The sequence below is a fragment of the Streptomyces sp. LE64 genome (assembly GCF_052606915.1).
In genome coordinates, this window is record NZ_CP199708.1 from 2,580,260 (window position 1) to 2,606,170 (window position 25,911).

The 25,911-nt window shown below is 69.1% G+C and carries 16 protein-coding genes and 1 pseudogene; 8 read left to right on the top strand and 9 right to left on the bottom strand.

Translation table 11 applies throughout. The annotated features are described in order from the left end of the window. Window positions 1-13 precede the first annotated feature (13 nt). Window positions 14-5,059 carry a DUF3320 domain-containing protein gene (locus ACSMX9_RS11575; RefSeq protein ID WP_445402145.1) on the bottom strand — a complete coding sequence of 1,682 codons (5,046 nt, stop codon included), beginning with the start codon at window positions 5,057-5,059 and terminating at the stop codon, window positions 14-16. Between the two features lie 378 nt (window positions 5,060-5,437). Then, window positions 5,438-8,020: a GmrSD restriction endonuclease domain-containing protein gene (locus ACSMX9_RS11580; protein ID WP_445402147.1), complete on the bottom strand. Its 2,583-nt coding sequence runs from the start codon at window positions 8,018-8,020 to the stop codon at window positions 5,438-5,440. A gap of 170 nt (window positions 8,021-8,190) precedes the next feature. Between ACSMX9_RS11580 and ACSMX9_RS11585 the strand changes: the two are divergent. The 3 genes and pseudogenes from ACSMX9_RS11585 to aspS form a co-directional block, all read left to right on the top strand. Then, window positions 8,191-8,383 (top strand): annotated as a pseudogene (locus ACSMX9_RS11585) (IS256 family transposase); the annotation flags it as partial. A 535-nt stretch (window positions 8,384-8,918) separates the two neighbouring features. Continuing rightward, a complete protein-coding gene (locus tag ACSMX9_RS11590) occupies window positions 8,919-9,383 on the top strand; it encodes a hypothetical protein (protein WP_445402149.1) in 465 nt (154 codons plus the stop codon). A 241-nt stretch (window positions 9,384-9,624) separates the two neighbouring features. Continuing rightward, window positions 9,625-10,941 carry an aspartate--tRNA(Asn) ligase gene (aspS, locus tag ACSMX9_RS11595; RefSeq protein WP_445402151.1) on the top strand — a complete coding sequence of 439 codons (1,317 nt, stop codon included), beginning with the start codon at window positions 9,625-9,627 and terminating at the stop codon, window positions 10,939-10,941. A gap of 63 nt (window positions 10,942-11,004) precedes the next feature. Here aspS and ACSMX9_RS11600 read toward each other — a convergent pair whose 3' ends face one another. From ACSMX9_RS11600 to ACSMX9_RS11620, 5 genes are all read right to left on the bottom strand, one after another. Then, on the bottom strand, window positions 11,005-11,688 hold the full coding sequence (locus tag ACSMX9_RS11600; RefSeq protein WP_445402153.1) for a hypothetical protein: 684 nt from the start codon (window positions 11,686-11,688) through the stop codon (window positions 11,005-11,007). A gap of 113 nt (window positions 11,689-11,801) precedes the next feature. After that, window positions 11,802-12,680 (bottom strand): radical SAM protein, encoded by an 879-nt coding sequence (locus tag ACSMX9_RS11605; RefSeq protein ID WP_445402155.1) that lies wholly within the window; start codon window positions 12,678-12,680, stop codon window positions 11,802-11,804. Beyond that, the gene (locus ACSMX9_RS11610; RefSeq protein WP_445402157.1) at window positions 12,677-13,978 is read right to left on the bottom strand and encodes a radical SAM protein; all 1,302 of its coding nucleotides are present in this window, start codon (window positions 13,976-13,978) and stop codon (window positions 12,677-12,679) included. The genes ACSMX9_RS11605 and ACSMX9_RS11610 overlap by 4 nt, the downstream gene beginning before the upstream one ends. A gap of 4 nt (window positions 13,979-13,982) precedes the next feature. Further along, window positions 13,983-14,342, bottom strand: a complete 360-nt coding sequence (locus ACSMX9_RS11615) for a hypothetical protein (protein ID WP_445402159.1) — start codon at window positions 14,340-14,342, stop codon at window positions 13,983-13,985. A 212-nt stretch (window positions 14,343-14,554) separates the two neighbouring features. Next, entirely contained in the window at window positions 14,555-14,821 is a 267-nt protein-coding gene (locus tag ACSMX9_RS11620; RefSeq protein WP_445402161.1) for a hypothetical protein, read from the bottom strand. Window positions 14,822-15,678: 857 nt separating this feature from the next. Between ACSMX9_RS11620 and ACSMX9_RS11625 the strand changes: the two genes are divergently transcribed. After that, the gene (locus ACSMX9_RS11625) at window positions 15,679-16,443 is read left to right on the top strand and encodes a transposase family protein (RefSeq protein WP_445402163.1); all 765 of its coding nucleotides are present in this window, start codon (window positions 15,679-15,681) and stop codon (window positions 16,441-16,443) included. Here the strand turns inward: ACSMX9_RS11625 and ACSMX9_RS11630 are convergent. Beyond that, on the bottom strand, window positions 16,435-16,611 hold the full coding sequence (locus ACSMX9_RS11630; protein ID WP_445402165.1) for a hypothetical protein: 177 nt from the start codon (window positions 16,609-16,611) through the stop codon (window positions 16,435-16,437). The genes ACSMX9_RS11625 and ACSMX9_RS11630 overlap by 9 nt on opposite strands. A 438-nt stretch (window positions 16,612-17,049) precedes the next feature. On the opposite strand from ACSMX9_RS11630, the gene ACSMX9_RS11635 reads away from it, so the two are divergent. From ACSMX9_RS11635 to ACSMX9_RS11650, 4 genes are all read left to right on the top strand, one after another. Next, window positions 17,050-20,502, top strand: coding sequence for a helicase-related protein (locus ACSMX9_RS11635; RefSeq protein WP_445402167.1), 3,453 nt, complete (start codon window positions 17,050-17,052; stop codon window positions 20,500-20,502). After that, window positions 20,502-22,400 carry a hypothetical protein gene (locus ACSMX9_RS11640; RefSeq protein WP_445402169.1) on the top strand — a complete coding sequence of 633 codons (1,899 nt, stop codon included), beginning with the start codon at window positions 20,502-20,504 and terminating at the stop codon, window positions 22,398-22,400. Before ACSMX9_RS11635 ends, ACSMX9_RS11640 begins: the two co-directional genes overlap by 1 nt. A 107-nt stretch (window positions 22,401-22,507) precedes the next feature. Beyond that, window positions 22,508-23,782 (top strand): hypothetical protein, encoded by a 1,275-nt coding sequence (locus tag ACSMX9_RS11645; protein ID WP_445402171.1) that lies wholly within the window; start codon window positions 22,508-22,510, stop codon window positions 23,780-23,782. 30 nt (window positions 23,783-23,812) lie between these two features. Next, window positions 23,813-24,352, top strand: coding sequence for a hypothetical protein (locus ACSMX9_RS11650; RefSeq protein WP_445396964.1), 540 nt, complete (start codon window positions 23,813-23,815; stop codon window positions 24,350-24,352). Here ACSMX9_RS11650 and ACSMX9_RS11655 read toward each other — a convergent pair. Beyond that, a complete protein-coding gene (locus ACSMX9_RS11655; RefSeq protein ID WP_445402961.1) occupies window positions 24,300-25,094 on the bottom strand; it encodes an IS5 family transposase in 795 nt (264 codons plus the stop codon). The genes ACSMX9_RS11650 and ACSMX9_RS11655 overlap by 53 nt on opposite strands. Window positions 25,095-25,911: the final 817 nt, after the last annotated feature.

Here is a 25,911-nt window from a genome sequence, read left to right on the forward strand (position 1 = left end):
CGCCGCGGTTGCCCTACCCGACCGCCTTGACGTGGCCCGCGGACTCCCTCAGCCTGCCCCGCCGGCACAACTCGTCGATGTCGGAGTCCAGGAAGCCGCGGATGTCCCGGCCCATGCGACGCCAGCCGAAGAACTCGGCCGCGTGCCGGACCAGTTCGTCCCGGGACATGCCCGGACACTCCGCGGCGAGTTCGTACAGCGCCACCTGCCGTTCGGCCGGGGCGATGTGAGCGGCCCGGCGAGGGGCGTCCCCCGCTCCCGGTGCGCGGGCACCCGGCTCCTCCCGACCCGCGACGTCCCGGAAGGACCCGTCCGCGGTGACCTTCTTCGAACGGACGAGACCGTGCACCACTTCCCGCACGTTGTCACGTATCCTGCTGCCCGCCCGGGCAACGCCCCACGCCTCCCGTGCGCGCTGCACCAGCAGATCCTCGTGGACGGGCCCCTCGATCTCGATGACCCCCATCAGCAGGACCCGCAGCGCGGGCCGTGCCTGCGGGGTGTGCAGTTCGTACGGCGAGGAGGCGGTCGGCCGGCAGATCTCGTACGGGGAACTCCACGCCCGGTCGGGCTCGGTGTCCACGGGGACGCGCTCGTGTTCCAGGGGCGTCGCGGGCGTTCCGTCCCCCGTCGCGGGGGCGGCACCGGGGCGGGCCGTCGTGTCGGCGGGAGGGAGCGGCCCGGCGGGCGGGGCGTCCTGCGCCCGTTCCTCGACGGGCGCCGCGGAGTGGCTCGCGGTCGAGTCGGAGTCCGTCATCGGCCCCCGTTCCACTGCCGCCCGGACCGCCTCGCGCAGTCTCCGTTCGGCGCCCGCCCGACCGCGGTACCAGTCGGTTCCCCAGATCCGGTGCAGCCGCCACCCCAGCCCGGCGAGCACCTCCTCCCGCAGCCGGTCCCGGTCCCGGGCCGTCCTCGACGAGTGGTACATCGCGCCGTCGCACTCGATGCCGAGCGCGTAGGCGCCGGGGAACTGCGGATGGCGCACACCGATGTCGATGCGGTATCCGGCGACGCCGACCTGCGGCTGCACCTGGTAGCCCCAGTCACGCAGCACCTGAAGGACCGATTCCTCGAACGGACTGTCCGGCTCGGCGTCGGCCTGGACGACATCGTGCGAGAGGACCGAGGGGCCGTTCTCGGCGTACTCCAGGTACCGCTTCAGATGCTGGACGCTCTCGTTGGCGCTGTCGGTCAGGACACCGGCCCGGAACGAGGCGACGACCTCCATCCGCACGCGCGCCCGCGTCACGGCGACGTTCAGGCGTCGCCAGCCGCCGTCCTTGTTGATGGGCCCGAAGTTCGTGCTGAGCCTGCCGTGTTCGTCGGGGCCGTACCCGATCGACATGATCATGGCGTCGCGCTCGTCGCCCTGGACGGATTCGAGGTTCTTGACGAAGAACCCGTCGAGCCGGTCCTCCGTGAAGCAGTGGTCCAGGTCGGGGCGGCGCAGTCGGGCCTGCTGGACCGCCTGGTCGATCGCCGCCGCCTGGGCCTGGGAGAGGGCCACGACGCCCAGCGTGCGGTCGGGGCGGGTGTCGAAGTGGTGGATGACCCGCCGGGCGACGAACTCCGCCTCCACACGGTTGTCCCGCCTGCCGCCGCGGTCGTACACGCCCTGGGCCTGGAAGAACGCGACGCCGATGTCGTCACCGTGGTCCAACGCCCCCGGAAAGGTCACCATGGAGTTGCCGTAGAAGGACCGGTTGCTGAACGTGATCAGCGCCTCGTGACGACTGCGGTAGTGCCAGCGCAGCGCCAGTTCGCGCAGGGCGCCCGCCTTGCAGGCGTGCAGCAGCGATTCGAAGCTGTCCGGTACGTCCTCGTCGTACTGGTCGGAGTCGTCCTCGACCGCCGAGTCGAAGAAGGAGGTGGGCGGCAGCTGCTTCTCGTCGCCGGCCACTATCAGGGCGTCCGCCCGGTACACGCTGTTGATCGCGTCGGCCGGACGGACCTGGGACGCCTCGTCGAAGATCACCACGTCGAAGTGGTAGTCCGCGGGCAGGAACTGGCTGACCGTCAACGGGCTCATCATGAAGCACGGCTTGATCAGCCGGACGACGTCACGGGTGCGCCCCAGCAGCTCCCGCACCGGCATGTGGCGGCGCTTCAGCTCGGCCTGCCTCTTGATCACCTGAGCGGCCCCGCCGCTGAACCGCCGCGGACGTCGCTGGTTGCACGCCTCGATCACGGCACCACTCGCGGCGGCCACCAACCGCCGGTCGGCCGCCTGGAAGTCGGCCACCCGGACGTCCAGATCCGTGGAGCGGGTCGTGGTGAGCCGGACGTCCGTGGCGAGGAGGTCGTCGGCCCAGCACTTCAGCACCGCGTACTCCACGGCGCCGGGCAACGACCGCGGCGGGACTCCCCGCTCGACGGCGCGCGCAACCAGCTCGTCGACGCCGTAACGCGCCAGGACGTCCAATCCGGCGTGGTGCGCCTGCCATTCCTCCGGGCCGAGCGGATCGGCCCGGAGTGCGTCGACGGCCTGCCGGGCCCGGTCGAAGGAGCCGGACAGGTCGGGGGACAGCTGGACCTGGCGGGACTCCGTGAAGAGGTCCCGCAGGGCCGCCGAGGACGCCGCCCAGCGATCGGCACGACCCGTCGCCGCCGCGCACCAGGCGGCCAGCGCGCTCCGCACCCCACAGGCCAACGCGCCCGGCAGCGGGTCGGGCCCGGCGCCGTCGGCCAGACGGTCGGTGAGCAGGTCCTGGTGGGCGGTCCCGCGGGTGAGTTCCGCGATGCGGTCCGCCACGGCCAGCACTGCCTCCAGGGCGGCCAGCCCCGCCTCGTCGGCGGGAGCGTGGCCGCCCAGCGCCGCCCCGTGGTCCGCCGCCAGCCGCGCGGCATCAGCCGCGGCGCGCTGCCAGGCCAGGGCCGAATCGAGACGCTGGGGCAGGGTCTTGCGCCAGACGCCCTCGTGGGTGAGCGCGGCCACCGCCGCGCGGTCCTCCCGGTACGAGCCGGACAGCCGCGCGAACACGCCCCGGTGCTGGTCGGCGAACCTCTCGGTCAGGGCGGGCAGCTCCGCGGCCGTCAGGACCTGTTCCCCGAAGACGTCCTCGGCCGCCGCACGGGCGGCCTCGCGGGCGGCGAGCGCGTCCCTCAGTTCCCGAGCCGCTCGATGCGCCTCCCGCAACCCGTCCTCGTCGAACCAGCGGGCCGGCGGCCGTCCCTCCACGGAAGTCAGATCGGCGAGTTCCAGGAGGTCGAACGCGGCCCGGGGGGTTTCGGGCTCGGGCAGCCCGAACAGGTCGGCCAGTTGGGCGAGGCTCGTGGAGGGGTCGTCCGGCAGGGGACCGCCGACCGGGTCCGCCGTGGCGGGCGGGGGGCCGGACACGCCTTCCGCCAGGACCCGTACGACCCGGCGCATCTCGTGCACGGTGTCCGGCTCGGGAGTCGTCGAGGCGAACGGACGGCGCTCGGCCGCCGTCCGCAGGTCCGCGAGCGCGTCGGCGGCCTCCGCGAGGACCGGGGCGGCGACGGCGGTACCCGTCCGCTTCAACCCCCGCCAGACGAAGGCTTCGCCCTCCGCCGCCGGCCGCCAGGCCCGACCGACGGCCCCGGCCGCTGCCACCAGCGCCTGCCACTCCCCGGCAGCGAGCCCCCGGACCCGGTCCGTGCTGCGCACCCCGAGGGTGAGCTGCGGGGTGTCGGCCTGCTCCAGGAGGACCAGACGGCCCAGGGCGTCGTGGAGGGAGCGGCCCAGCGGTTCACGGGTCTGGTTCATCGCCGCCGCGTAGGCCGACAGTTCCTCGCGCAGCCGACGGGCCCGGTCCAGTTCGTGTTCGGCTGCACCGGTGGCCCGCACCTCGGTGGTCAGCACCCGTTCGAGCTCCGTCGCCACCGCCTTCTTGCTGGTGTCGCCGCTGTGCAGGGCCATCACGAAGTCCCCGAGGCCGGCGCCACCGAGCCGGTTGCGGACCACGTCGAGCGCTGCGGCCTTCTCACTGACGAAGAGGACGGAACGGCCCGCGTGCATCAGCGCGGCGATCATGTTGGTGATCGTCTGGCTCTTGCCCGTACCGGGCGGACCGCTCATGACGAAGGAGCGGCCGTCCAACGCGGCTGCGATGCACTGCCGCTGCGAGGAGTCCGCGTCCAGGACCAGGGGCGTCCGCTCGGGCAGCTGGACCTCGTCGATCCGGTCGAGGGCGGGCGGCTCGAATCCGATCAAGTCGTCGGGCAGCCCCGCGTCCGGCCCGAGGCCGACGGCACGGACCAGCGGATGGGCGAGGATGCGCTCCTCGTTCTGCTGGAGGTCCTGGTACATGGCCTCCTTGTGCGAGGTGAAGAGGCCGAGCACCACGCGCTCCTCGACCGACCAGCGGTCCTGCGCCCGTGCCAGCTCCCGGGCCGCGGCCAGGACCGCGGCCGGATCGGCCGGGTCGCAGCCGGCGACCGGACTCCAGTCGACGCCCATCCGCTCCAGCTTCACCGCGAGCGCCGGGTTGTGGATGCGGTCCTGGTCCTCCACCGGATGCAGGCGCGTCTGCCGGTGGCCGTCCCGTCGGAGCTCCACGGGGACCAGCAGCAACGGAGCGGAACTCGACTCCTCGGCGCCCTGCTCCCGCCACTCCAGCATGCCGACCCCGAGCCAGAGCACCCACAGGCCGTAGTCGTTGTACGTCTGCCCCGACTTCTGACGCAGCTGGTAGAGCGACGCGTCCAGTCCCGCCTGGGTGTTCTTCTGCGTCACGAGGCCGGGCACACCGTCGGGCCGGCCGGCGGCGGAGGCGTCGCGCGCCACCGGTACGCCCGCGGCCTCCGCCCCGCCCTCCTCACCGGTGCCCTCCGTGTCCTCGTCGCCCCCGACGGGAGCGAAGGACCACCCCCGGCCGAGACCGGCCAGCAGGGCGGCCGCGTCGGGCGCCGTGATCTCCAGGGTGGCGGTCCGCGTGTGCCGGAAGTTCAGCAGCCGGTTGCGCCCGCCGAGGTCGAGCAGGGAGCTTCGCCAGTCGCCCAGCACCGCCTTCAACCGGTCGAGTCCCGGGTCACCGCCGCTCGCGGTGTCCCCTGCGGCCCGCCACGGCACGTCGCTGGTCGTTCGTGAACTGGGCATGCAGACGTACCTCCGGCAGGGAACGCGCGGGAGGGAACGCACCTCGAAACCCCCCGAGTGCCCCAATTATCCAGGGCGGACCCGTCCGTACACCAGTCTCGGCCCCCACGACCGACGTCCTCCCCGGTTTCCACCTGCGCACCGCAGGCGATCAGCAGGGTCGACCGCGGTCCGTCGGGGGCCTGCCGCCGGTGGCGCGCACCCGGGCCCGCGAGGCACTGCGGGGGTCGTGGCACGACCCCCGAGCCCCCCTCCCGGCACCGGTCACGACCTCCCGCCCGTAACGCTGACGGCTCCCCACGCACGAGGTGGGGAGCCGTCCTGAGGCGCGCGACCGCGGGCCCGCGCGCCACCGCTACCCGGTCGGCCCCCGGGACGTCAGAAGACGCCGGAGTCCCCGCCCTCCGGCGTACGGTGCGCCGCCGCCAGGGCCACCGTGTGGGCGAACCATTCGAGCACCGCGCAGATGTCCTCACCACCGGCGGCGAAGACCTCCAGCGCGAAGGACGGACGCAGATCCAGTTTCGCCTCGGCCAGCTCGATGCCCTCGATCGCGTTGAGCCGGCTCATCAACTCGCGCCGCAGCGCCTCGTCGTCGAACGGGGGACGCCGCTTCAGATACTGGAACACCACCTCGACCGTGCCGGAGACCGGGTAGAGCGCCAGCGGCCAGAGCGCCCGGCCCCCGGGCGCGTTGCCGAAGGGCATCGTGGGGAAGCAACTGGTCTCGCTCGCCCGGCCGTACGCGAGATGTCCCCCCTGCTGCTCCCAGAAGCGCAGGGCTCCCAGGACGCCGTGAACGATCTCCCCGGTCTGGTTGTCCCGCAGTTGTGCGTCGAACCGCCCGGCCGCCGACCTCTGCTGTTCGTCCCGCGGGGACGGGTCGGCCTCCTCGGCGACGTCCTTGCCCAACAGCGCGGCCAGGTCGGCCGTGGTCAACCGGTGGGAGCGGCGGGCCCGGCCCGCGTCGTCGAAGGGGACCCCCTCGGCCTCCAGACGGGTCCGCACGTCCCCGAAGTCCTGGTTCCCCGGCCACCTGAAGCCCGACGAGACCCGTCCGTCCGCGGTCAGCACCCGGTAGGCGCCGTGCAGGCCGGCCCTGGCCGCCAGGTGCTGGCCGACCGGGACGGCATGGGTGCCGACGAGCGCCGCGACATCACCGTACGTCGTCCACGTCCCGGCCGGCATGGCCAGGAGCGCGGCCCTCAACTCCTGCCAGCCGGACCACTCGTCGTACACGGGGACCGTACCCTCGACGGGCCCGGGCCACAGTCGTACCGCCCGGTCGGCGAGGAGCGCGGCGCGCTCCAGGATCTCCGCCCTCCCCCACCGCTCCCGCCCGGCGATCTCCTGGTTCATGCGCAGGGAACTGAAGTCCAGGATCTCCTGCTTGCGGCGGAACGGGTGGTTCGACAGCTTCGCGTTGTCCGCCGAGAGAGTCAGGTTGCCCAGCGTGTGCACCAGGAGTGCGTGCAGTTCCTCCGTGCCCTGCCCGTCCTCGGTCTCCTCGGCGAGCAGGTCCAACCACTGGTGCGCGGGGCGTTGCGGCAGCACGTGCTCGACGGTCAGGTTCGCCTTGGCGTAGTCGACCGGTTCGCTGGCCCCGAAGCTCTCCTCCAAGCGGCGCAGCACCTGGAACCGCTGGTTGCTGCGGCCCGCCTTGTAGAACGGCCGGGTACGGATCGCCTCGCGCACGGCGTCGTCGCCGGGCCAGACCCGGGCACCCGTCCTGCTCTTCGAGAGGAAGCGGTGCACGGCCTCGGCCGGGTCGTCGTCCTTCTCCATCTCCCTGGCCATCTCCATGAACACCCGGTTGCTGCCCGTGGTGGAGTGACCGGTGAACAGGCGCCGCACCATGTAGCTCTCCGCGTACGTCAGCGCCCGGGCCGCCTGGTGGGGGGTGGCCTGCCCGTCGTCCACGCGGTCCAGCAGGTGGAGCGCCAGCGGGTAGTGGGTCTGACCGCCCCAGCGGGACAGCCTCTCCAACACCTCGCGCAGCTCCCCGTCGGGCTCCCGCCGGGGCTCCAGGACCCGCATCAGCCGCTCCGCCCGCCGGGCCAGGGACGCGATCTCGGCCTCCAGGGCCGTCTCGTCGCCGCTCAGGGGTTCCAGGCGCTTCTTCTGGTCACGGTAGATCTCGCTCTGCTTGGCCCGGCTGTTGCCCGCCACCACCAGGTCGAGCCAGACCAGGAGTTCGAGGTTGGCGGGGCCCAGCCGCTCCTGCATGGGCAACCAGAGGCTGTGGTAGACGGCCTCCCCACGCGTCGGAAGGCACATGAAGAGGTAGTTGCGCAGCAGGTCGCTCTGACTGAGTCCGACACCGGTGTTGTTGATCGACTCGAAGATGCGGTAGACGTTGTCGCCCTCCGACGCGGTGATCTCCACGATCGTCAGCAGACCGCTCAGTACGGTCTCCACCGTGTCCGTCCACGCCTCGCCGCCGCCTTCCTCCCCCTCGGCCAGGGCCCCCAGGAAGAACCGGTAGGCGGCGCCCACGTTGCCCGGGCCACCCGCCCGCGGCGAGTTCTCGACGCAGGCGGTGTAGGCATCGCGGTCCGCCTGCGTCGGCAGCAGGCGGTAGTGGTCGTCGCCGCTCCGGTACTTGTTGACGAGGACCAGGTCGTGGATGCGCTCGGCCTTCTGCTCCGCGCCGCGTTCCCGGTGGCGGTCCCGCAGCGCGGTGAAGGCGAGCATGAGGGTGGTGAGCCGCTGCTGTCCGTCGACGACGAGCCAGCGCTGCATGCCGCCGGCCGTGATCCGACCGGGGGCCAGCACTACGGAGCCGAGGAAGTGCCCGGTGGGGGGCCGGCCTTCCAACTGGTCCTCGACCAGTTCCAGGACGTCGTCCCAGAGTTGCCGTAGCTCGTCCCTCTGCCAACTGTAGGTGCGTTGGTAGAGCGGCACCTGGTACTGCTTCTCGCCCTGAACGAGTTCCTTGAACGTGGTCTCCTGAGCGTGCACGCGCGTCTTTCCCCACTATCGACTCCCGAACACCCCATTGTTCCCCCGCCCAAGCCGCCGTGTTGCTCCCCTCGGGGCCGGTCCGGTGGCTCCGACCGACCCCGCGCCAGCCGGACGGAGCTGGCTCCAACAGGTCGCCCGAGGCACCACGACCCCGAGACCGGCCTGGTCGCCGAAGGCTCGTCTCGACGGACGCGATCGAGTCCCTGAACGCCCGCTACCGCGCCCGGTCGGCTCCACCTCGCCGCCCTCGCCCTCGACCCGACCGGCAAGGGCCGCAGGCAGTGGACCAGCCGCTGGAAGGAGGCCGTGGACGCGTTCGACATCGCCTTCGGCGGCCGACTCTCGGCCGAACGAGCGTGAGCCAGACCAACGAGAAGACCTCTACGCCAACCGACGTAGTGCACACCACTTTCGTGACACTCCCCCGCAAAGAGGGCTCAGAACGCGAAAAACCCCAGGTCACGGCGAGTGAGTCCCGGGGTTCTTCAGAGCCGCCTTCGGGATTCGAACCCGAGACCTACGCATTACGAGGGCCCGCAAGATCATCCCGGCTGGTGTCGACCGATGCCACAGAATCCCGTTTCCCCAGGTCGGAGACGCCTGACCTTGATCACCATGACCCTGGGTCCACCCTGGTGCCACCCAGTCCGCTCACGCAGCGCTCACGCAGGAAGAGCGGTCCGGCGGCATAGACCGCAGGTCTCTGATGCTTCCAGAAGCATCCACCCGTACGAGTCATTGCACCAGGCCCGGCCCCGGGGTGAGCTGTTGCCATGCATCGCTGGTCTCCCCTGAATGAACGACAGCTCGGCCGGCTCGCGAACGGCAAGGAGTCCGAGAAGCCCCGGGACCCGGCGAGTTCCGCACCGCCTACGCGCTGGGCGACCGAGGACTGGTGACGATCAAGCGCAGTGGGAGCGAGGTGGATGCCAAGGTCACCGAGGCAGGCACCTTCTACATCCAGCACGGCCACCACCCGGACGACCCCGCACACGCTGGGGAAAAGAAGACCGCCAAGGGGAAGGCGGCAGGCAGCACCCGCTCCGCGTCCTACGCCGACAGGCCAGTGGCACTCGCCCGTCGGATCAAGGCGAAGGAGCTCATCGGGCGACTCGTTACGGGCAGGCGGGTCACCTTCACCGAGCCCGACGACGCCACGGTGTCGGAGTGGCGAGGCGTGATCGACTACGCGAAGCGCCACAGCCTCGTCCCTGAGCACCTCGACCTATGGGCCCAGTACTGCTTGGCGGGTCCACCTGCGATCGTTGTCCGGCCAGGTCTTCGCCATCACCGTGATTGCGTTGCAGCGGCCCTGCCCGATACCTATCCTCGTGGGCAACGCGTAGACGGAGACGAGTAGCCAAGGATCATGCGAGCAGAGAGAGCCGCCGGTAGCTGGGAAGGCGGACTTGCGCCCGAGGTGAAGACCCTCCTGAGCGCGGGGAGGAACGGCCCCCGGCCCAATGCCCCGCCGGTTCGCCCCCGTCACAGGGCTGAATGAGGCCGCTACCCTCGGGTGGCGGCAAAAGTGCGGTGGTACCGCGAGTTCCCTTCTCGCCCGCACTCCCAAGGGGTCATGACGACGCCCCTGGAGGGCTGCGATGATCCACACTACGAGCCGCGTTCTGACCTCTGACCTACGCGGCCACATCGACCAGACCGTCTCTGTCTCCGGCTGGGTGAACGCACTCCGGCTACAGCGCACGATGCAGTTCGTGATCCTGCGCGACCACTCCGGCATGGTCCAGGTAACCCACAAGCGTGACAGCGGCCCGCTGGAGGCCGTGCTCGAGTCCCTGACCCCGGAGTCCGCCGTGCGGATCACCGGCCGCGTCGTGGACGCCTCGCAGGCCAAGCTCGGCGGCCTGGAGCTCGTCCCCGAGGCAGTCGAGGTGCTGAACCTGGCCGAGACTCCGCTGCCGATCGACGGGCGCACCGGGCCCGAGCACCGGCTGGACTGGCGCTTCCTCGACGTCCGCAAGCGCGAGACCGCGCAGCTGGTTTTTACCGTGCAGACGACCCTGGAGCAGGGGCTGCGCGAGTACGCCATGGAGCACGGCTGCACCGAGATGCACACCCCGAAGCTGATGGGTACGGCCTCGGAGTCGGGGGCGGAGGTGTTCAAGCTCGGGTACTTCGACCGGTCCGCCTACCTCGCGCAGTCTCCGCAGTTCTACAAGCAGATGGCGGTGGCAGCCGGCATCGACCGGGTCTTCGAGATCGGACCGGTCTTCCGGGCGGAGCCGTCGTTCACCTCCCGGCACGCGACCGAGTTCACCGGCGTGGACGTGGAGCTGTCGTGGATCGACGGCGTCGAGGACGTGATGGCCTTCGAGGAGCGGATGCTCGCCCACGCCATCGCCAAGGTGGCAGAGGTCCACGGGGAGCGGATCCGGGAGGTCTTCGGGGTCGAGGTCACCGTGCCGGAGACTCCGTTCCCGCGGATCACGATGGCCGAGGTGCAGGAGGTGCTGCGGGCCGGTGGGTGGGACCCGGAGGGGCTGAAGGAGGACCTGGACCCGGACGGTGAGCGCAGGATTGCCACGCACATGAAGGAGCAGACGGGTCACGAGTTCGTGTTCATCACGCACTATCCGGCGAGTATCCGGCCCTTCTACCACATGCGCCCGGCGGACCGGCCGGACCTGACGCTCAGCTTCGACCTGCTCTGGAAGGGACTGGAGGTCACCACCGGGGCCCAGCGCGAGCACCGCTCCGACATCCTGCTGAAGCAGGCCGAGGACAAGGGCATGAGCACCGAGCCGATGCAGGACTACCTGAACATCTTCCGCTTCGGATGCCCGCCGCACGGCGGCCTCGGCGCCGGCCTGGGCCGGATCCTGATGGTGATGCTCGCACTGGACTCCATCCGCGAGGCGGCCTTCCTCTTCCGCGGACCGAACCGCCTCACCCCCTGATCGCGGCCGGACGTTCCGCTGCCCCCGCCGCCGCTCTGGCGGTGGGGGCAGCGGCAGGGGCGCTCAGTAGCGGGGGTGGCCCAGGTCGAGGCTCCACGCCTCGGCGGGGTTCTTGTCCCAGTGGGACCGGAGCGCCAGCTCACGCTCGGCGTAGCGGCCCCGGTGGCACAGGCCGCCATGGGAAAAGGTGACGCTGAGGGCGAGCGGGGACTCCGTGGTGACCCAGTGCGGGGTCAGGGCGTGGCTCCACAGCCGGTCACCGGGGTGCATGGTCACGGACTGCCGGTCCGTCTCGTCGTGGGTCGGCGGTTCCTCGGCTGTGGTCTCACCGATGACGGCGGCTTCGGCCGACAGGTGCTTGTCGGGGTTGTGGTAGCTGTGGAAGGTCTTGACGCCGTGGACCTGCCACACGAAGCCGTGCGAATTGTCGTTGTGGTACGTCGACGTGGCCCCCTGAGAGGACAGGAAGAGGATGGGCGCACACCTCTGCCAGGTGAATCCCTGGGATGCGAGGTACGTGCGCCAGGGGATCATGACCTCGTCCTGGAAGCCGTCCAGGAGTTCGCCGTAGAACCGGGAGAGGTTGAAGTGCACCAGGCGGAAGGGCCAGGTGGTGATCTCCTCGACCGGGGCCGTCCGGAAGGCTGCCGTGCGGTCCATGCGGACCTGCCAGCCCTGCTCCCCGAGGATCGTGAAGCGGACCTCCTCGTCCCGGCGGATGTGATCGAGGATGTCGATGGCAGGCATGAAGAGGTAGTCCAACGGGACCTGCAGGCGGAAGTTCGGCGGTTGCCTCCAGCAGGCAGTGAAGTTGCGCGGGTCGGTAACAGAGACCGGTGCGTGCACGGTGACTCCCTGGCTCAGGCCGCCGCGCAGGCACGCGACGCGGGACGGCAGATGGCGGCGCAGTCAGGTCCGACACGGTCCTTCGTCGGCGCTTCGAGGAAGCCCTTGATCTCGGCACGCGGGGCCTGGACGCTGACCCCGTCCGCGCCGTAGGGGCAACGCCGTATCTCGCCCTCGGCGGACATGTAGAGGGTCGCTGACCGGCAGGGATGGCGCTCGTCGTCGGACAGCTGCATCCGACGCAGTTCATCGAGGTAGGACCGGTACGCGTTGGACAGACGGAAGCGCCCGGCAAGGGTCGCCGTGTCAGCCTCTCTGAGCTTCACAGAGTCCTGGAGCGATCCGCCGGCCCTGATCAAGCACTGCTCGTCCAGGAGTACGGGGCTGAGCTGGACCTCAGTGCCTGTCCCGGCGACGAGGCCGGCGATCTGCGCTGCCTCTTCCTCCGCCACGTCCGAATAGGTCAAGTGGAGGACCTTCGCGGGAACGTCCACGGCCAGCAGCGTCGCAACGGCGGAGGCCACGGTCCGGGTCGTCCGGCCAAGGGCCATCGCACCCTCGGAATCGGCTGAGACGGTGACGTTGGTAAGAAGGTGCTCGACCTCCGCGAGGGCGGTCACCTCGGCCTCGGTGCGGGCCGAGGTCACCATGGACACCGCCATGCCGAACTGGTGGGCCAGCCGGACGAGCCGCCGGAGGCCCGGATGGTGCGTCGGCTCGCCTCCGGTCAGGCACACGCCCTCCACTCCGGCCTCCTTCAACCGCGACAGGGCGCGGCTGTACGTGCCGATGGCGAGAAAGCCGTGGGCGCGGTCGGCGCGGAAGCAGAAGCCGCAGGCGACCTTGCAGTGGCCGGCCGTCGAGACCAGCGCGGTGCGGGCGGGCGTGCTCATTGCACCCCCGTGTTGTCCCAGACCGCGATGGCCACGGTGCTGGTGTAGAAGGCGCACATCTGCGGGTCCGGGGTGTCGCCGCTGATGAGGGCCTGCTCGTTTCGGGACGGTCCGCCGCAGATGGCCAGGGCAGGGCAGTCGCCGCAGGCGGGGACCGGGGCGACCTTCTTGGCGGCGGCGGCCAGCAGGCCGGGGTTTTGTCGGAGCTCGTCGACGGTGTGGAGGAACGAGGGCTCGGTGAAGTTGATGTCGCAGACGCTGACCCGGTTGGCGGGCAGCAGGGCGGCGTTCAGGCTGCGGTCGCCCTGCATGTGGTCGAACAGCATCGGCCGGCGGGTGTCGAGGGCCTGGAACGCGCGGTCGAGGACGGAGAAGAGCATCCCGCCCTTGCCGAGCGCGGTCAGGCGGGCCTCGTACAGCTCGCGGGCCAGGTCCGCGCCGTTGACGCGCCACTCGCCCCCCGTGGGGATGGGGGTGTTGACGTAGATGAACTTCAGGCCGAGGTCTTCGATGATCCACCGCACGGTCTCGGCCAGACGCCCGATGTTCGATGCCGTGGGGGTGAGGTTGCATCCGACGTGCAGGCCCTTGGCTTCGACCAAGCGGCCGACGTTGCGGCGGATTCGGTCATCGGCAGGCTGGCCTCCGAGGAGCAGCCGGTTGGCAGAGTTGATTCCGGGCGGGCCGTCGACGGAGATCCCTACCCCGTAGTCGCGCTGCACGAAGTGGTCGATGGTCTCGTCCGTCAGGCGGGCACCGTTGGTGACAACCGTCCGGCGGACCCGGTCGACGTCGTAGCGGGCGGCGAGGGTGTCTGCGAGCTCGTCGCCGTACTTCATGAGGTCGAAGCGGATGGTCGGTTCGCCGCCGAACCACTGGACGGACACCTCCTCCTGGCCGGCGTTCCGCTCGAACAGGAACTCCAGGCCGGTGGCGAGCTCCTCCTCGGTCATGTCGGGCTTGCCGGTGTTGGTGTCGACGAAGCAGTACGTACAGGCCATGTTGCAGCGGTCGGTGAGGACCACCCGGAGCCCGCTGATCCGTTGCGGTGTCGGGTCGAACCCGAGGGCGTTGAGGCGGTTGTGGAGTGCTTCACGGCGGTCCGCGGCGGGGCCGTCCTGGGTGAAGCCGAGCCCGGCGAGGGCTTCATGGGTCGCGGTCGGGGAGACCCCGGCGAGGTCAGCGACCTCGCCGGGGTCGAGAAGCACACTTTCCAGGGTGACCGGGTCGAGGAGGACAGCCTCCCCGGCCCGGTCGTACTGGAAGTACTTCCCCCACAGCAGCAGGGAAGCGGCCACTGGGTCAGGCCGCCGTTTCCTCTTCGGCGATGCCCAGCTCGGCCATCACGGCGCGGACCTGCTCCTCGGCGCCGGTCTGGAGCTGGGCCGAGGCCGCGGGGCTGCCGCCGTCGGAGAGGACGATGACGCCGGGCAGCGTCGGGTTCGGCACGATGACCGTGAGGCCGGCGGGCTCGGTGCTGATGACCATGATCGCGTCGTTCAGCTCGACCCAGTCGGTGCGGTCCTTGAGCGCGTCGAGGATGCGACCCTGCTTCTCGCGGAAGGAGGCGCGCTCACCCATCCACACACCCGCCTTGGACTTGGAGTCCACGACGTCCGCGTAGATCAGGCGGTTCTGCTTCTCCTTCCTGGGTTTCGGCATGCTGATCTCCTTGGTGGAAGGGTGACTGCCCGGGTTGGGCAGCTCTGATCCGCTCTGCTGGCCGTCGGTCGGATTGCCGTATGGCACTCCGACCGGTTTGGTCCCCGGCGCCCGGGCGCCGATTCCCGTGCTTCGTCGACCGGTTGGCCGGCAACGGGCAGGAAGTCTGTTCAGCTCCGGGGTGCCGCTGGCCCGCGCCGACTGGGCAGTGGTCACCGGGTGTCCGCGGCCACGTTCGAGGCGAGCGGGCGCAGGGGCTGGAGTGAGCCGGGGTCCGCCGTCAATTCACGGCATGAGTCGTCTATCGGGCGCATGTGTGCCACCTTCTTGACCACCTTGCTGGTGATCTTCGCGGTGTGGATCAGGGCGGTGCCGACGGTTCCTCGCCGTCCGCTGGACGGCTGTACGACCTCCAGACCAAGGAGCTGGTGACCAGGGTCGTCCGCCACCCAGAGGTTCGTGTCGGCGGTCGTGGTCACTGGGCACTCTTGAGGCCAAGGAAGGCGCCGAACTGGGCGGAGCTCCAGGTGGCGGGATCACCGTGATCGGTCCGGAATGCCTCCGCCGCCCGCGGCAAGCAGCGCCTCTCCAACGACGGGGCCGCGTCCGACTCCGCATACGGGGCTACGACTGCCTCGTACTGCAGGTTGGTCGCGCCGGGGGTTCGGCGGGGAAGCCGGGGGCTGCTCACGGTCCGTTCCCTTCGCTGGGCTCTTCGGGATGGCGTAAGCGTCGCTCCGGTGCGGGTGTCACGGCCATGACACGGCGGACGTCATCTGGTGCCCACTTGGGCGTGTGGGGTGTCATGGAGGTGGCATCGACATGTCATGTGTGCTGATTCCGTTGCAGATCAAGCCTGTTGGCCGGTACTCAACGGAGAGGGACGGGGCGATGTAGCCCCCGCCTCCTGACTGTGGGGGAGCGATCGATGCACGATCGGCCACACTGTTGCGGGTATTAGTCCAGCAACGACGCTGGCGGTACCGCGACTTCGCTACCGCCTTCGCGCGAGCGGCTTCACAGGCCGGCTTACCGGGCCTGTCGGTATCGGAGGCACAGTTCCGGCGGTGGACATCGGGCCGGATCAAAACCCTGCCGGGACCGGACACGTGCCGGGTGCTTGAGCGCCTGTTCGAGGTGGAGATCGTGGCGCTCTTCGGTCCTCCGTCTGCTCCGTCCCCGACGACGTCGGGGACTCCTGCTGTGTACGACCTCGAAAGTGACATTGAGCCTTTTCCAACCTGGTTCTGGAGTAAGGCTGTTGGGCTGACAACGTGGTGAAGCCCCTGGTAGATGGGTTTTCGACCAAGAGAACCGGTTCCACCAGAGGCTTCACGTGCTTGTCTGCCCGTCGGGCGTCGACGTGTCCAGCTCCGCCCTCCGCTTCCTCGCGCAGCAGTTGCGGCGGCACCGCCGCGTGATCGGCTCCCGGTGGCGGCGCCTGAGCGCCGGCCGTCAGGCCCTGCTCGCCCTCGCCCATCTGCGGATGGGCCACACCTACGCCCAGCTCGCCGCCGGGTTCGACTTCGGTACCACGACGGCCTACCGCTACGTCACCGAGGCGGTCGAGCTCTTGGCCGCTCTCGCCCCCGGCCTGACCGACGTGGTGCGGACCGCGTCGGCCAAGGCGTACCTGATCCTGGACGGCACCCTCCTGCCCATCGACCGCATCGCCGCGGACCGGCCGTTCTACTCCGGCAAGCACAAGAGGCACGGGATGAACGTGCAGGTCATCGCCGATCCTTTCGGCCGACTACTGTGGGCCTCACCGGCCCTGCCCGGCGCTGTCCACGACATCCGCGCGGCCCGCGAACACGGCATCATCGACGCCCTCACCGAGGCAGACATCCCATGCTGGGCCGACAAGGGATACCGAGGCGCCAAGGGCACGGTCCGCACCCCGTGCTGGGGGCGATGGGAGACCCTCTCCGCAGGCCAGCAGGCAGTCAACCGGTCCCACGCCAAGATCCGAGCCTTGGTCGAGCAGGCCGTCGCCACCTTCAAGTCCTGGCGACTCCCCCGCAAACTACGCTGCTCGACCACCCGGATCACCAGCCCCGTCCAGGCCATCCTCACCCTTCATCTGACCAGCTCAGGATGAAGATGGAAAAGGCTCACTGTCGTCATAACCGTCGTTTCCGGCATGCTCCCGGTTGGCACCCAGCGCCAGCATCAACCACGCAGCGGCCACGTTCTTGGTGGTGAAGTTGGCTCGCACATCGACCAGTTCGTAGTCGCGACTGGCGCCTATATCGGCCTCCGGAATCATGCGCCAATCATGCCTGAGGGACCAGCGGCGTACAGCCCGGGCGTCTTCGCAGCAGGTCCCGCTGGAGGTCGTCGCCCGACCTCGCTTCTCCGTTCGGCAAAGCCGCGGTGGTGAACATCAGATCAAGGCACCGACGGACTCGATCCGGACAGATTCGATCAACTATACGTAACCGCTTGCGGCTTCGCCGAGATACGTTCGATGCTGCTGGGGCTCGAAGCAGCAGAAGATGTCCGGCTTTGGCGTCGTGCCTTGGCGGCTTCTGACTCGCGAGCCTGGAGACCCCGTGGACATCCATGTCACGCGGGCCAGTTCGGCATGTCTGCCTCAACTGGCACGCTCTTCTGAGCCACCTCGGCTCTCACCCCTTCCCTCATGTGCGGGGGCACGCCCCCTTCCAGCCCCGGCGGAGCTCGCCGGATCCGACGGGGAGGCGGCGTGACCAACTCGTTCGAGCCAAGCGTTGCCCAGCAGACTGCTCTCGTGGACCACCTGGTCAACGCGGTGGTCAGCGATGCGACCGGCGAGGCCCAGGGGGACGTCTGCCTGGGCGAGCCTCCAAGTGCTCGGTACTTCATGGAAAGCCTCGGCCCCCACACCATCGAACCTGGCGGAGCCGCCCCGCGGTACGGCCGCACGACACCGGACAGTCTCGGGTTCGAGTTCGAGGCCAGCAATGCCAGCTCCATCAGCGTCAAGGCGCGGGCATCGTTCTACTACGCGGCACTTCCGACCCGATCGCAGCAGCTGGAGTGGGCTGGTGAGCGCGAAGAGCCGTACAGACTGGCCCCTCTGTTCAAGCGACTGACTGTGACCGTCGGTCCCGTGGACGTCGTGCTGGGACAAGAGGCCGGCCTGCGCCAGACCTTGGAAGCTGAGTTCCAGCGCGCCTTCCAGGAAGCCGTGAGAGTGGCACTCCAAGACCCTCGGATCGACCGTCGTGTCGGGAACGACCGCCGAGAGCGGCTCGTTCCTCCTGCCGCGATGGCGGACGACCGGACCTTCGAACAGTGGCTCGCCCGGGAGGTGGGCGGGGACCCCGTAGTGCCATCCCCCGCCGCGCACGTCGTCATCACGTCGAGGCTGGTCGCGTCCGGGCGGCTCCGCGTGACCGTCACTCTGCAGAACCTCGCCACCGACCCCGTCGTGACCGTCCAGGGACGGGGCAGCAACGCCGGCCGTACCCGTCGCGACGAGGCGAGGGACAACGCCCTGTTCCGCGCAGAGCTGGAGATCCAGGGTGACCATCTCCTGCCCATCGTGATGGACCTCGGTGCCGACGCCTACCGCTACTCCGGGGAGCTCGGGGCGTACGCGAACAACTGCGGTGTCGAGCCCCGGTGGCACGAAGGCAGGCTCGTGGCCGTACGCAGCGTGCCCGTCCCTCAGCACGACACCCATCGGGCCGTGGCCAGAACCGATGAGCGCTGGAGTTACGCGACGCTTTCGACCGACCCTCTTCCCGTTCTCGACGAGCTCGCTGACGAGATGGAGGCGTACCTGGGGGCTCCTGTGTGGAGCACCGAGGATCTCCAGGACAGGCCCGAGCTGGCCCAGCGTAAAGAGGCAGACCGAAGGGCCGCGGCCTTGGAGGTCGCCCGCTTCCGTGACGGTGTCGCTTGGCTTCGGAGAGACAGGCGTCTCCTGACAGCGTTCCAGCTGGCCAACGAGTCCATGGTGGAGCTCAACAAGCGGCGGAAGCGACCCAGTCGGGGGTGGCGGCTCTTCCAGCTGGTCGCCATCGTCAGTCAGCTCAGTTCCCTGGCCTGGCGCGAGCATCCCGAGGACCTCTTCGCACCTGGCCTCTGGGGCGACGAACACAACGTGGATCCGACCGAGGCAGCAACCGTCGTCTGGTACCCCACCGGCGGCGGCAAGACCGAGGCGTATCTCGGCTTGGTGCTGGTGTGCATGTTCTACGACCGTGCGCGGGGAAAGGCGCTCGGAGTCTCGGCATGGTGCCGGTTCCCTCTGCGACTGCTGACCTTGCAGCAGACACAGCGCCAGCTCGATGTGATCGCCGCCGCCGAGACGGTCCGTGGCAAAAACGCCGGCCTGCTCAGGGAGGTTGGTGGCGATCCCGGCTGGCCCTTCTTCATCGGCTTCTACGCCGGTGGTGGTAACACCCCCAACTCGCTGATCACGGACCGCATGATCGACCGCCTTCGCTCAAGCGAGGAGGAACGGCATGCGTACCGCCTTGTCCATGACTGCCCTTACTGCGGTGAACGGTCAGTCCGCATCCCGGCGCCCGACCCACAGCGACTCAGGCTCCAGCACGTCTGCGGCGGCGAGGCGTGCGGGAAGGTTCTGCCGATCCTCGTCGTCGACACCGAGATCTACCGGTACCTACCGACCGTCGTGGTCGGGACCCTGGACAAGCTCGCCAACGTAGGGTTGTCGGACAAGTTCGGCGCCCTCCTCGGCGACGTGGACTGCTGGTGCCCTCCTCACGGCTTCGGTCGGGGCGGTAAGTGCCACGAACGGCATGCGCCGGGTCATCCGAAGACCCCGCTCCAACCCCTGGGCGAGCCTCTTTACGACCCCTCCCCGTCACTGGAGATCATCGACGAGCTTCACATGGTCAACGAAGAGCTCGGAGCTTTTTCCGGCCACTACGAGGGCCTGCTGGCCGAGGTGCAGCGCACTCTGTCGTCCCGACAGCGTGCCGACGGTCGAGGTGTCCGGATGAAGGTGGTCGCCACCACCGCCACCATCCGGGGCGAGGACCGCCAGAGTGAGCACCTCTTCGGTCTCAGGTCAGTGGTGGTGCCACTGCCGGGGCCCAACCTCGACGAGAGCTTCTACTGGCGCCTCGACCGGAGTCTCCCGCTCCGTCGCTTCGTCGGAGTCATGCCGACACGCGGCACGGCAGAGATGACGCTGGTCAGGATCCTGACGTCCGCCCACCGGGCACTGTGGAAACTCGACCGGCGAGAGGGTCTGCCCCCCGCCCTCGAGAGTTGGCCGGAGGATGAGCTCCGCGCAGTCGTCGACCTTTACCGGACGAGCCTCACGTACGCCACCACTCTGGTCGACTTCGGCCGTATCCGTCGCTCGCTGGATACCCAGGTCAACGAGGCCCTGCGCAGGGAGGGCTTTCCGGATCTCAGGGTGGCCGAACTCAAGGGCGAGACGCGCCTGGACCAGGTACGCGGCGTCCTCGACGACCTGGGAAGCACCAACGGCAACACGGGCATGGTCGTCGCCACCAGCATGGTCAGCCACGGAGTCGACGTGGACCGGTTGAACCTGATGCTGTTCAACGGCATGCCCCGCTCCATGGCGGAGTACATCCAGGCGTCGTCGAGGGTGGGCCGCGCCTACCACGGCCTCGTCTTCATGCTCTTCAACCCCGTGAGGGAGAGAGACCGGTCGCACTACCGCTATCACGGCAAGTTCCACGAGTACCTCGACCGTATGGTCGAGCCGGTGGCCATCAACCGCTGGAGCAGGTTCGCGGTTCGCAAGACCCTGCCGGGGATACTGATGGGGCAACTTCTCCAGATCGCGAACCGTGACTGGTGGCGGGCGGGTAACGCCCCTGGCCACCTGCACGACCTCTCGAAGATGCAGGCCGCCCTCCGTACCCCCTCGAGCGGGGGCCTGCAAGGGGTCCAGCTCACCGAGCTGCTGGAGGTGCTGCACTCCGTCTTCCAGTCGGACCGCCCGGAGGGGCAGGAACTCCGCACTGACCTCGAGGACATGGTGGAGCACGCCCTGGCGAGCCTCCGCTCCGCCGGCGCCTCCGCTGGCCTCACCGGCGGAAACAACCGGGGATACCGCGCGACTGGCGACTACCTGGGCCTCGAGTACCGGCCCATGACGAGCCTCCGCGACGTCTCCGAGGGAATCCCGTTCCACGTCGTATCCGACAGCAGGAGGTCGTGATGGCGTTCAACCCCAGGAACGACGACATGGCTCGGGACAGGGGCCAGGTTCTCTACCGATACCGCCCCGGCCAGACCTTCGACCACCGCGGCGGCTACACGGCCCAGGTGGTCCAGTTCGGGCGTGATGAGGAGTTTGACGGTCCCTCGCTCGACCGCGAGCACCTGGTACAGGAGGCGATGCGGTTCGTGCGCAGGTGGCGAGCCGCCGGGCGTGCGCTCTCCGCTGGAGCTGACCGGGCACCGGAGTTCCCCGGGGACGAGGACCGGCTTGCCGATCGCCACTACGAAGTCGTGGTCCCGGGTAAGGTCTTCTGCCGCATCTGGCCTCGGGTGGTGCGCTGCTCGAGCGGCGGGTGCGGGCATGTCTGGACGGCCAGTGACCCACGGCCCGGAACGGACGACTGGCCACCGGCCTGCCCGACCTGTGGCAACACAGTCGGGAATCGACAGCTTCAGTTCGTCTTCGCGCACAAGTGTGGCGAGATGTCGCCCATGTACCCGCCAAGCAAGTGCCCCAGGGGACACACCCGGTTCAGGTTGGACGACCGCGCGAGTCGGTTCCGTGACTTCCGGTGGGAGTGCATGACCTGCGGCTTTCCACTGTCCGTGCAGTGGAATTGCAGCAACTCCTCGTGCAGCTACCCGGACAAGTTCATGCACCCCCTGCTCCACACCGCGGGCACGGCGCATGTCGGGCAGGGGTTGACGCTCGTGAACGTGACCACGGCAGAAGAGGCCACTCGGCAGAGCAACCCCCTGTACACGGCTGCCGTGCTCGGCTGGTGGCTCGGTGAGATCACCGAGGACGAGTTCCGGCGGCTCACGGACGGGCACACGGTGGACGTCCCCGACGAGGTCGTCGAGAGCATCCGTGCGATGGAGGAGGCCGGCCTGAACGATCAGGCGCGCGCACTCCGGGCACGCTTCATGCCGGTCGAGGTGGACCACCTGCGGGACAGCGTGAGCAAAGCCCTCGGGCTGGACACCGAGAGCGACGACGCCCGCGGGCTTGCGGCCGAACTGCACACCTATCGTCGGGTCCTGAACCTGGAGCGCCTTGGTATCCCCCGCCTGCAGCGGGAAGCCCGCAACCCCGAGCGCCGCGCCCTGTACGAGCGATACCCCGGTGTACTGAGGGCTGCCGGACTCGGTCAGGAGACATGCCTGATCAGTGATCTCCCGATCACCTACCTCGCGATCGGATACAGCCGGACGGGGTTCAGCCCCGAGGAGGCCGACCTGGTGCCCTATCGGGGACGTGCCGCACGAGGCGCACCCGAGAAGACCCTCCTCTACGCCCACCCCACAGAAGCGGAGGCTCTCCTGTTCCCCGTGGACCGGGAGCGGGTGAGCAGGTGGCTGGTCCGCAACGAGCTCGTGAGCCGCAGCACGCTGGACGACTCAGGGGGCGTCACGAAGTGGTTGGTGCACCAGCTGGGTCCCAGTGATGGTCAGGCCCTCTCTCACGAGACCCGGCCGGAGCCCGGGCACCCTGATCTCCCTGTTCACGAGCTGTTCGGCCTGCTTCACTCCCTGTCCCACCAGCTACTCCGGGCTCTGGCGGTCGACAGCGGCTACAGCGAGACGAGCCTGTCCGAGTACCTCTTCCCGTACGACCTGGCATTCGCCATCTACCCCAACGGTGGGAGCGACTTCAGCCTCGGTGCCATGCGGACGGTACTCGAACAGAATCTGGACGCGGTCGTCAGCCGTGCAGTCGACAACGACGCGTGTCTGTACGACCCGAACTGCATGATCACCAACGAGGGCGCGGATCACGGCTGCCTCCAACTCCCCGAGACCGCCTGCCAGTCCTGGAACCGGAACCTCTCCCGTTGGCATCTGTTCGGATCTCCCGACGGTTCCAGGATCGGATACTGGGATCCGACCCTGTGAATCACCGGTGGTGGGGGGCGGGAACTGAACCAGAACCCTCCCCTCACCACTTTCCGAACGTGCGTGAATTCCAACCGACCGTCGGTCATGGATGATTCGGAGTGTCCGTGAAGCCCGAGCTGGATCTCTTGGACGTCGTCTCCGACGCGCGTGCCCGTGTAGGTGCGCACCCGGCTTGGCAGTCCGGGCCGGAAAGGATCTACGACCTGCTCCGCACGGCGACCAAGTTGCGAGCCATGGAGATCGCCTCAGGAGTCGAGTCCGATCTTCCATGGGAAAGCGTTCTCGCCCAACTCGTCGCATGGCACCACGACTTCCCGCTCGGCACGGGTCCATGCTCTGAGTCCGCTGCTGGCGAGATCACGGCGCTGGCTGCCGCAGCCCAGCACTGGGACCGCTTGGAGACCGGTGTCCGAACTGGCGCCTACCAGGTCCGCCTGACTGGAGGGGGCTTCCGTGTGCGTCACAGCTGGAACCCCGCCGTCGAGGTCGCCGACGCGTTCCTCGAAGCAGCCTCGGTTCCGACGCAGTTGCCGAAACTGTCCGAGACGGAACGCCGGTGGATCTCCACGAGGAGCGCCGGCTCTCGGAAGGGGCCACCAGGGGACGTGTTGGAGGCTGCGGTCAACCGCGCCACCGTGACCATCGAGGCTTACCGGAAGGCGGTGCCCGAGGGTCAAATTCCCGACACCTTCCCCCTCGGCGAGGGGATGACCGCCGGAGACATGACCCGCGTCTTGGCGGTGATCATGGGGATCGCCTCGCTGTGCGAGGAGACAGCGCACCGGCTCTCAAGACTGGAGTCGACGCTCGCTCACATGCCGATTCCACGGCTGATGGCCGTCCTCGCGGACCTGTGCCCAACCGTGTCCGAGGCTCATCAGGCCCTGGCAGTGGAGAGGCTCACCTACCGCTCCGGACGTTCGTGCAGGACATCCCCTCTCGTGCCGTACGGTGGCGCCGTGATCATCTGCCCGCCCCTGATCACTCCCCGGGCCGTGGACCCGATCATGCTTCGTTCCGCTGCCAACGACTCCCGGGGGTTCGGCAGTATCGGACGTGAACTAGGTAACCGTGCAACCGCATGGACCGAATGGCTACGCACGACCCCAGGTGCTCTCGTCGCCGAGCAAGTGCCCGTGACGAGAGCCGACGGCCGATCTGCTGGTGACCTGGACGTGGTAGCCGTGGACCCGGCCGGGCGTGTGGGCCAGTGCTTCGAGATCAAGTGGCCGATCGAGGCGCTGTCACTACCCGAGTCGTTGAAGGTGGAGAACTGGGCCACCTCCGCCGCTCGCCAGTTGGACCGGCTGAGAGGCCGTATCTCAACCGAACGTGATCGGTTGATTTCTGCTGGTCAGGCATGGTCTAGCTCGGGGTGAGGGAGGCATGTCGCGTCTTGTGTTCGCTTCATGGGCGAGGGGTGCGCGGTGGCGTCGGTGCTGGGAATGCTGGAGGAGCGGGAGGCGGCTGCCCGGGTGCGGGTGGAGGGGCTGCGGGAGGAAGTCGCGCGGTTGGCTGAGGTGTTGGAGGCCGCGGAGATCGAGCTGGACCGGCGGGTGATCGCGCGGGAGGAGCTGGTCGAGGCCCTGGCCGTGTCCGCCGCCGAGACGACTGCCGTGACCGAGGCGAAGCAGGAAGCGGTGTCCTCACCGGTGCCGGGGTCGGTGGTGCCGCCCTGGCGGGACGGGTTGTCGGTGGCCGTGCTCGCGCCCGACTACCGGCGGATTCTGGGCGTGCTGGAGGAGCGGCGGTCCGCGGGCAAGGGACCGGTGAAGGCCAAGGAGATCGCGGCGGAGCTGGGCCTTGGGGCGGCGCCGGGGAAGGTCGAGGGGGTGCGGTCGAAGGCCAGGCGCCTGGCGGAACGTGGGTGGCTCCTCTTGGAGGCGTCGGGGATGTTCAGTGCCGGCCGGCGGCCTGTGGCCGTGCCAGACGCCGGCTCATCCGCGTGATCATCGACCACCGGATCACGGCCTCACTGCTGGCCGGCAACGTCTCGTAGTCCCGGGCCAGTCGACGGGAGTTCATCAACCACGCGAACGTGCGTTCTGCCACCCAGCGTCTGGGCAGCACCACGAACCCCGTCATGTCGTCGGTGCGCTTGACGATCTCCAGGGTCAGGGCGAGTTTGTCCCGGCACCAGTCGACCAGGCCTCCGGTGTAGCCGCCGTCGGCCCAGACGAGGGTGATGTCGCGGTGCAGGCGGCGCAGGCGGGTCAGCAGTCCTGCCGCGGCGTCCCGGTCTCCGATGTTCGCGGCGGTGACCGCGACGACCAGGAGCATGCCGAGGGTGTCGGTCACGATGTGGCGCTTGCGGCCCGGCACCTTCTTTCCGCCGTCGTAGCCGCGTGAGGCGGCCGGTACTGTCGCGGCGGCCCGCACCGACTGGGCGTCGATGATCCCTGCCGTGGGCTCGGCCTCGCGGCCTTCGCGTTCACGGACCTTCCCGCGCAGCCGGTCGTGGAACTCGGTGATCAGCCCGTGCTCGCGCCAGCGGCGGAAGAAGGCGTAGACCCGGCCCCAGGCGGGGAAGTCCGCGGGCATCGCCCGCCAGGAGATCCCGCCCGCGACCAGGTAGCGGATTGCGTCCAGCAGCTGGCGGTGGCAGTAACCCTCGGGGCGTCCACCCCGCCCGTTCAGCCAGGCCGGGACCGGCAGCAACGGCCGCACGGCCGCCCACTCCGCGTCCGTCATGTCCGACGGATACCGCCGCACCCGGTCGGGATGGTCCGCCGCGTTGCCGTACACGTGCGCGAGGCAATCACACGATGGTGCGGCCGAGTTGAACTGGACGGGCTCGGACACGTAGAACAAGGACACCAGGGCCTCCCGGTACTGCTCGATCAGATTCGCATCCCCGAGCTACCGAGAGGCCCTGTCTTCATGCGCGTACAACGGGAAGATCACCCGGGTGGGAAGCCTGTTCGAACCGCGCGTTCCATGATCGGTTGAGATACGGCTTCTGAGAGAAGAACTCCGCGCGGGAACGGCGACGGCCCTGCTGCCGAGCGGCTGGCCACCTTTCGAGTCGATCGACTGGATCTGGTGCGTCGGCACTCCACAGCAGCTCTGCCTGCGTCCGCTCCCAGCGCAGGCCATGCATGTCACGTCCCTTCGCTACGTACAGGCGCTGGGAACGCCACCCGACCTGGCGACCTTGTCAGACGCGCTTGTGAGGCCCGACCTACCGACCGAGGGGGTACATTTCAAGGTCGCCAAGAGATCCTTCCCCGTGGGAAGTCGTCAGGTCCATCTCGATGCGCTGGGGCTGGTCCCTGGCCATTGGCGCCCCCGATTCCTGTGAAGAAGGTCGACGAGATGGACGGCCTGTTCGACGGGGTCACTGCGTGAGCAGGCCCGAAACCGTTGCCGGGACGGACAGGAAGTCTCGGCCCCATCCCATCTCGCGAAACCACGGGACGGGCAAACTCCGGCCGGCATGCGGTGCTGCTCCCGTAGCATCGATTGGTGGTGGGGTGTGTCGCCCTAAGCGAACGAACGCAGTGGTCCC

What these genes read in the sequence shown, in the direction of transcription:
- ACSMX9_RS11600 (WP_445402153.1), bottom strand. Translation starts at nt 11,688, where the DNA reads ATGCCTGCCATCGACATCCTCGATCACATCCGCCGGGACGAGGAGGTC.
- aspS (WP_445402151.1), top strand. Translation starts at nt 9,625, where the DNA reads ATGATCCACACTACGAGCCGCGTTCTGACCTCTGACCTACGCGGCCAC.
- ACSMX9_RS11640 (WP_445402169.1), top strand. Translation starts at nt 20,502, where the DNA reads ATGGCGTTCAACCCCAGGAACGACGACATGGCTCGGGACAGGGGCCAG.
- ACSMX9_RS11630 (WP_445402165.1), bottom strand. Translation starts at nt 16,611, where the DNA reads ATGATTCCGGAGGCCGATATAGGCGCCAGTCGCGACTACGAACTGGTC.
- ACSMX9_RS11615 (WP_445402159.1), bottom strand. Translation starts at nt 14,342, where the DNA reads ATGCCGAAACCCAGGAAGGAGAAGCAGAACCGCCTGATCTACGCGGAC.
- ACSMX9_RS11575 (WP_445402145.1), bottom strand. Translation starts at nt 5,059, where the DNA reads ATGCCCAGTTCACGAACGACCAGCGACGTGCCGTGGCGGGCCGCAGGG.
- ACSMX9_RS11605 (WP_445402155.1), bottom strand. Translation starts at nt 12,680, where the DNA reads ATGAGCACGCCCGCCCGCACCGCGCTGGTCTCGACGGCCGGCCACTGC.
- ACSMX9_RS11650 (WP_445396964.1), top strand. Translation starts at nt 23,813, where the DNA reads ATGGGCGAGGGGTGCGCGGTGGCGTCGGTGCTGGGAATGCTGGAGGAG.
- ACSMX9_RS11655 (WP_445402961.1), bottom strand. Translation starts at nt 25,094, where the DNA reads ATGACGGACGCGGAGTGGGCGGCCGTGCGGCCGTTGCTGCCGGTCCCG.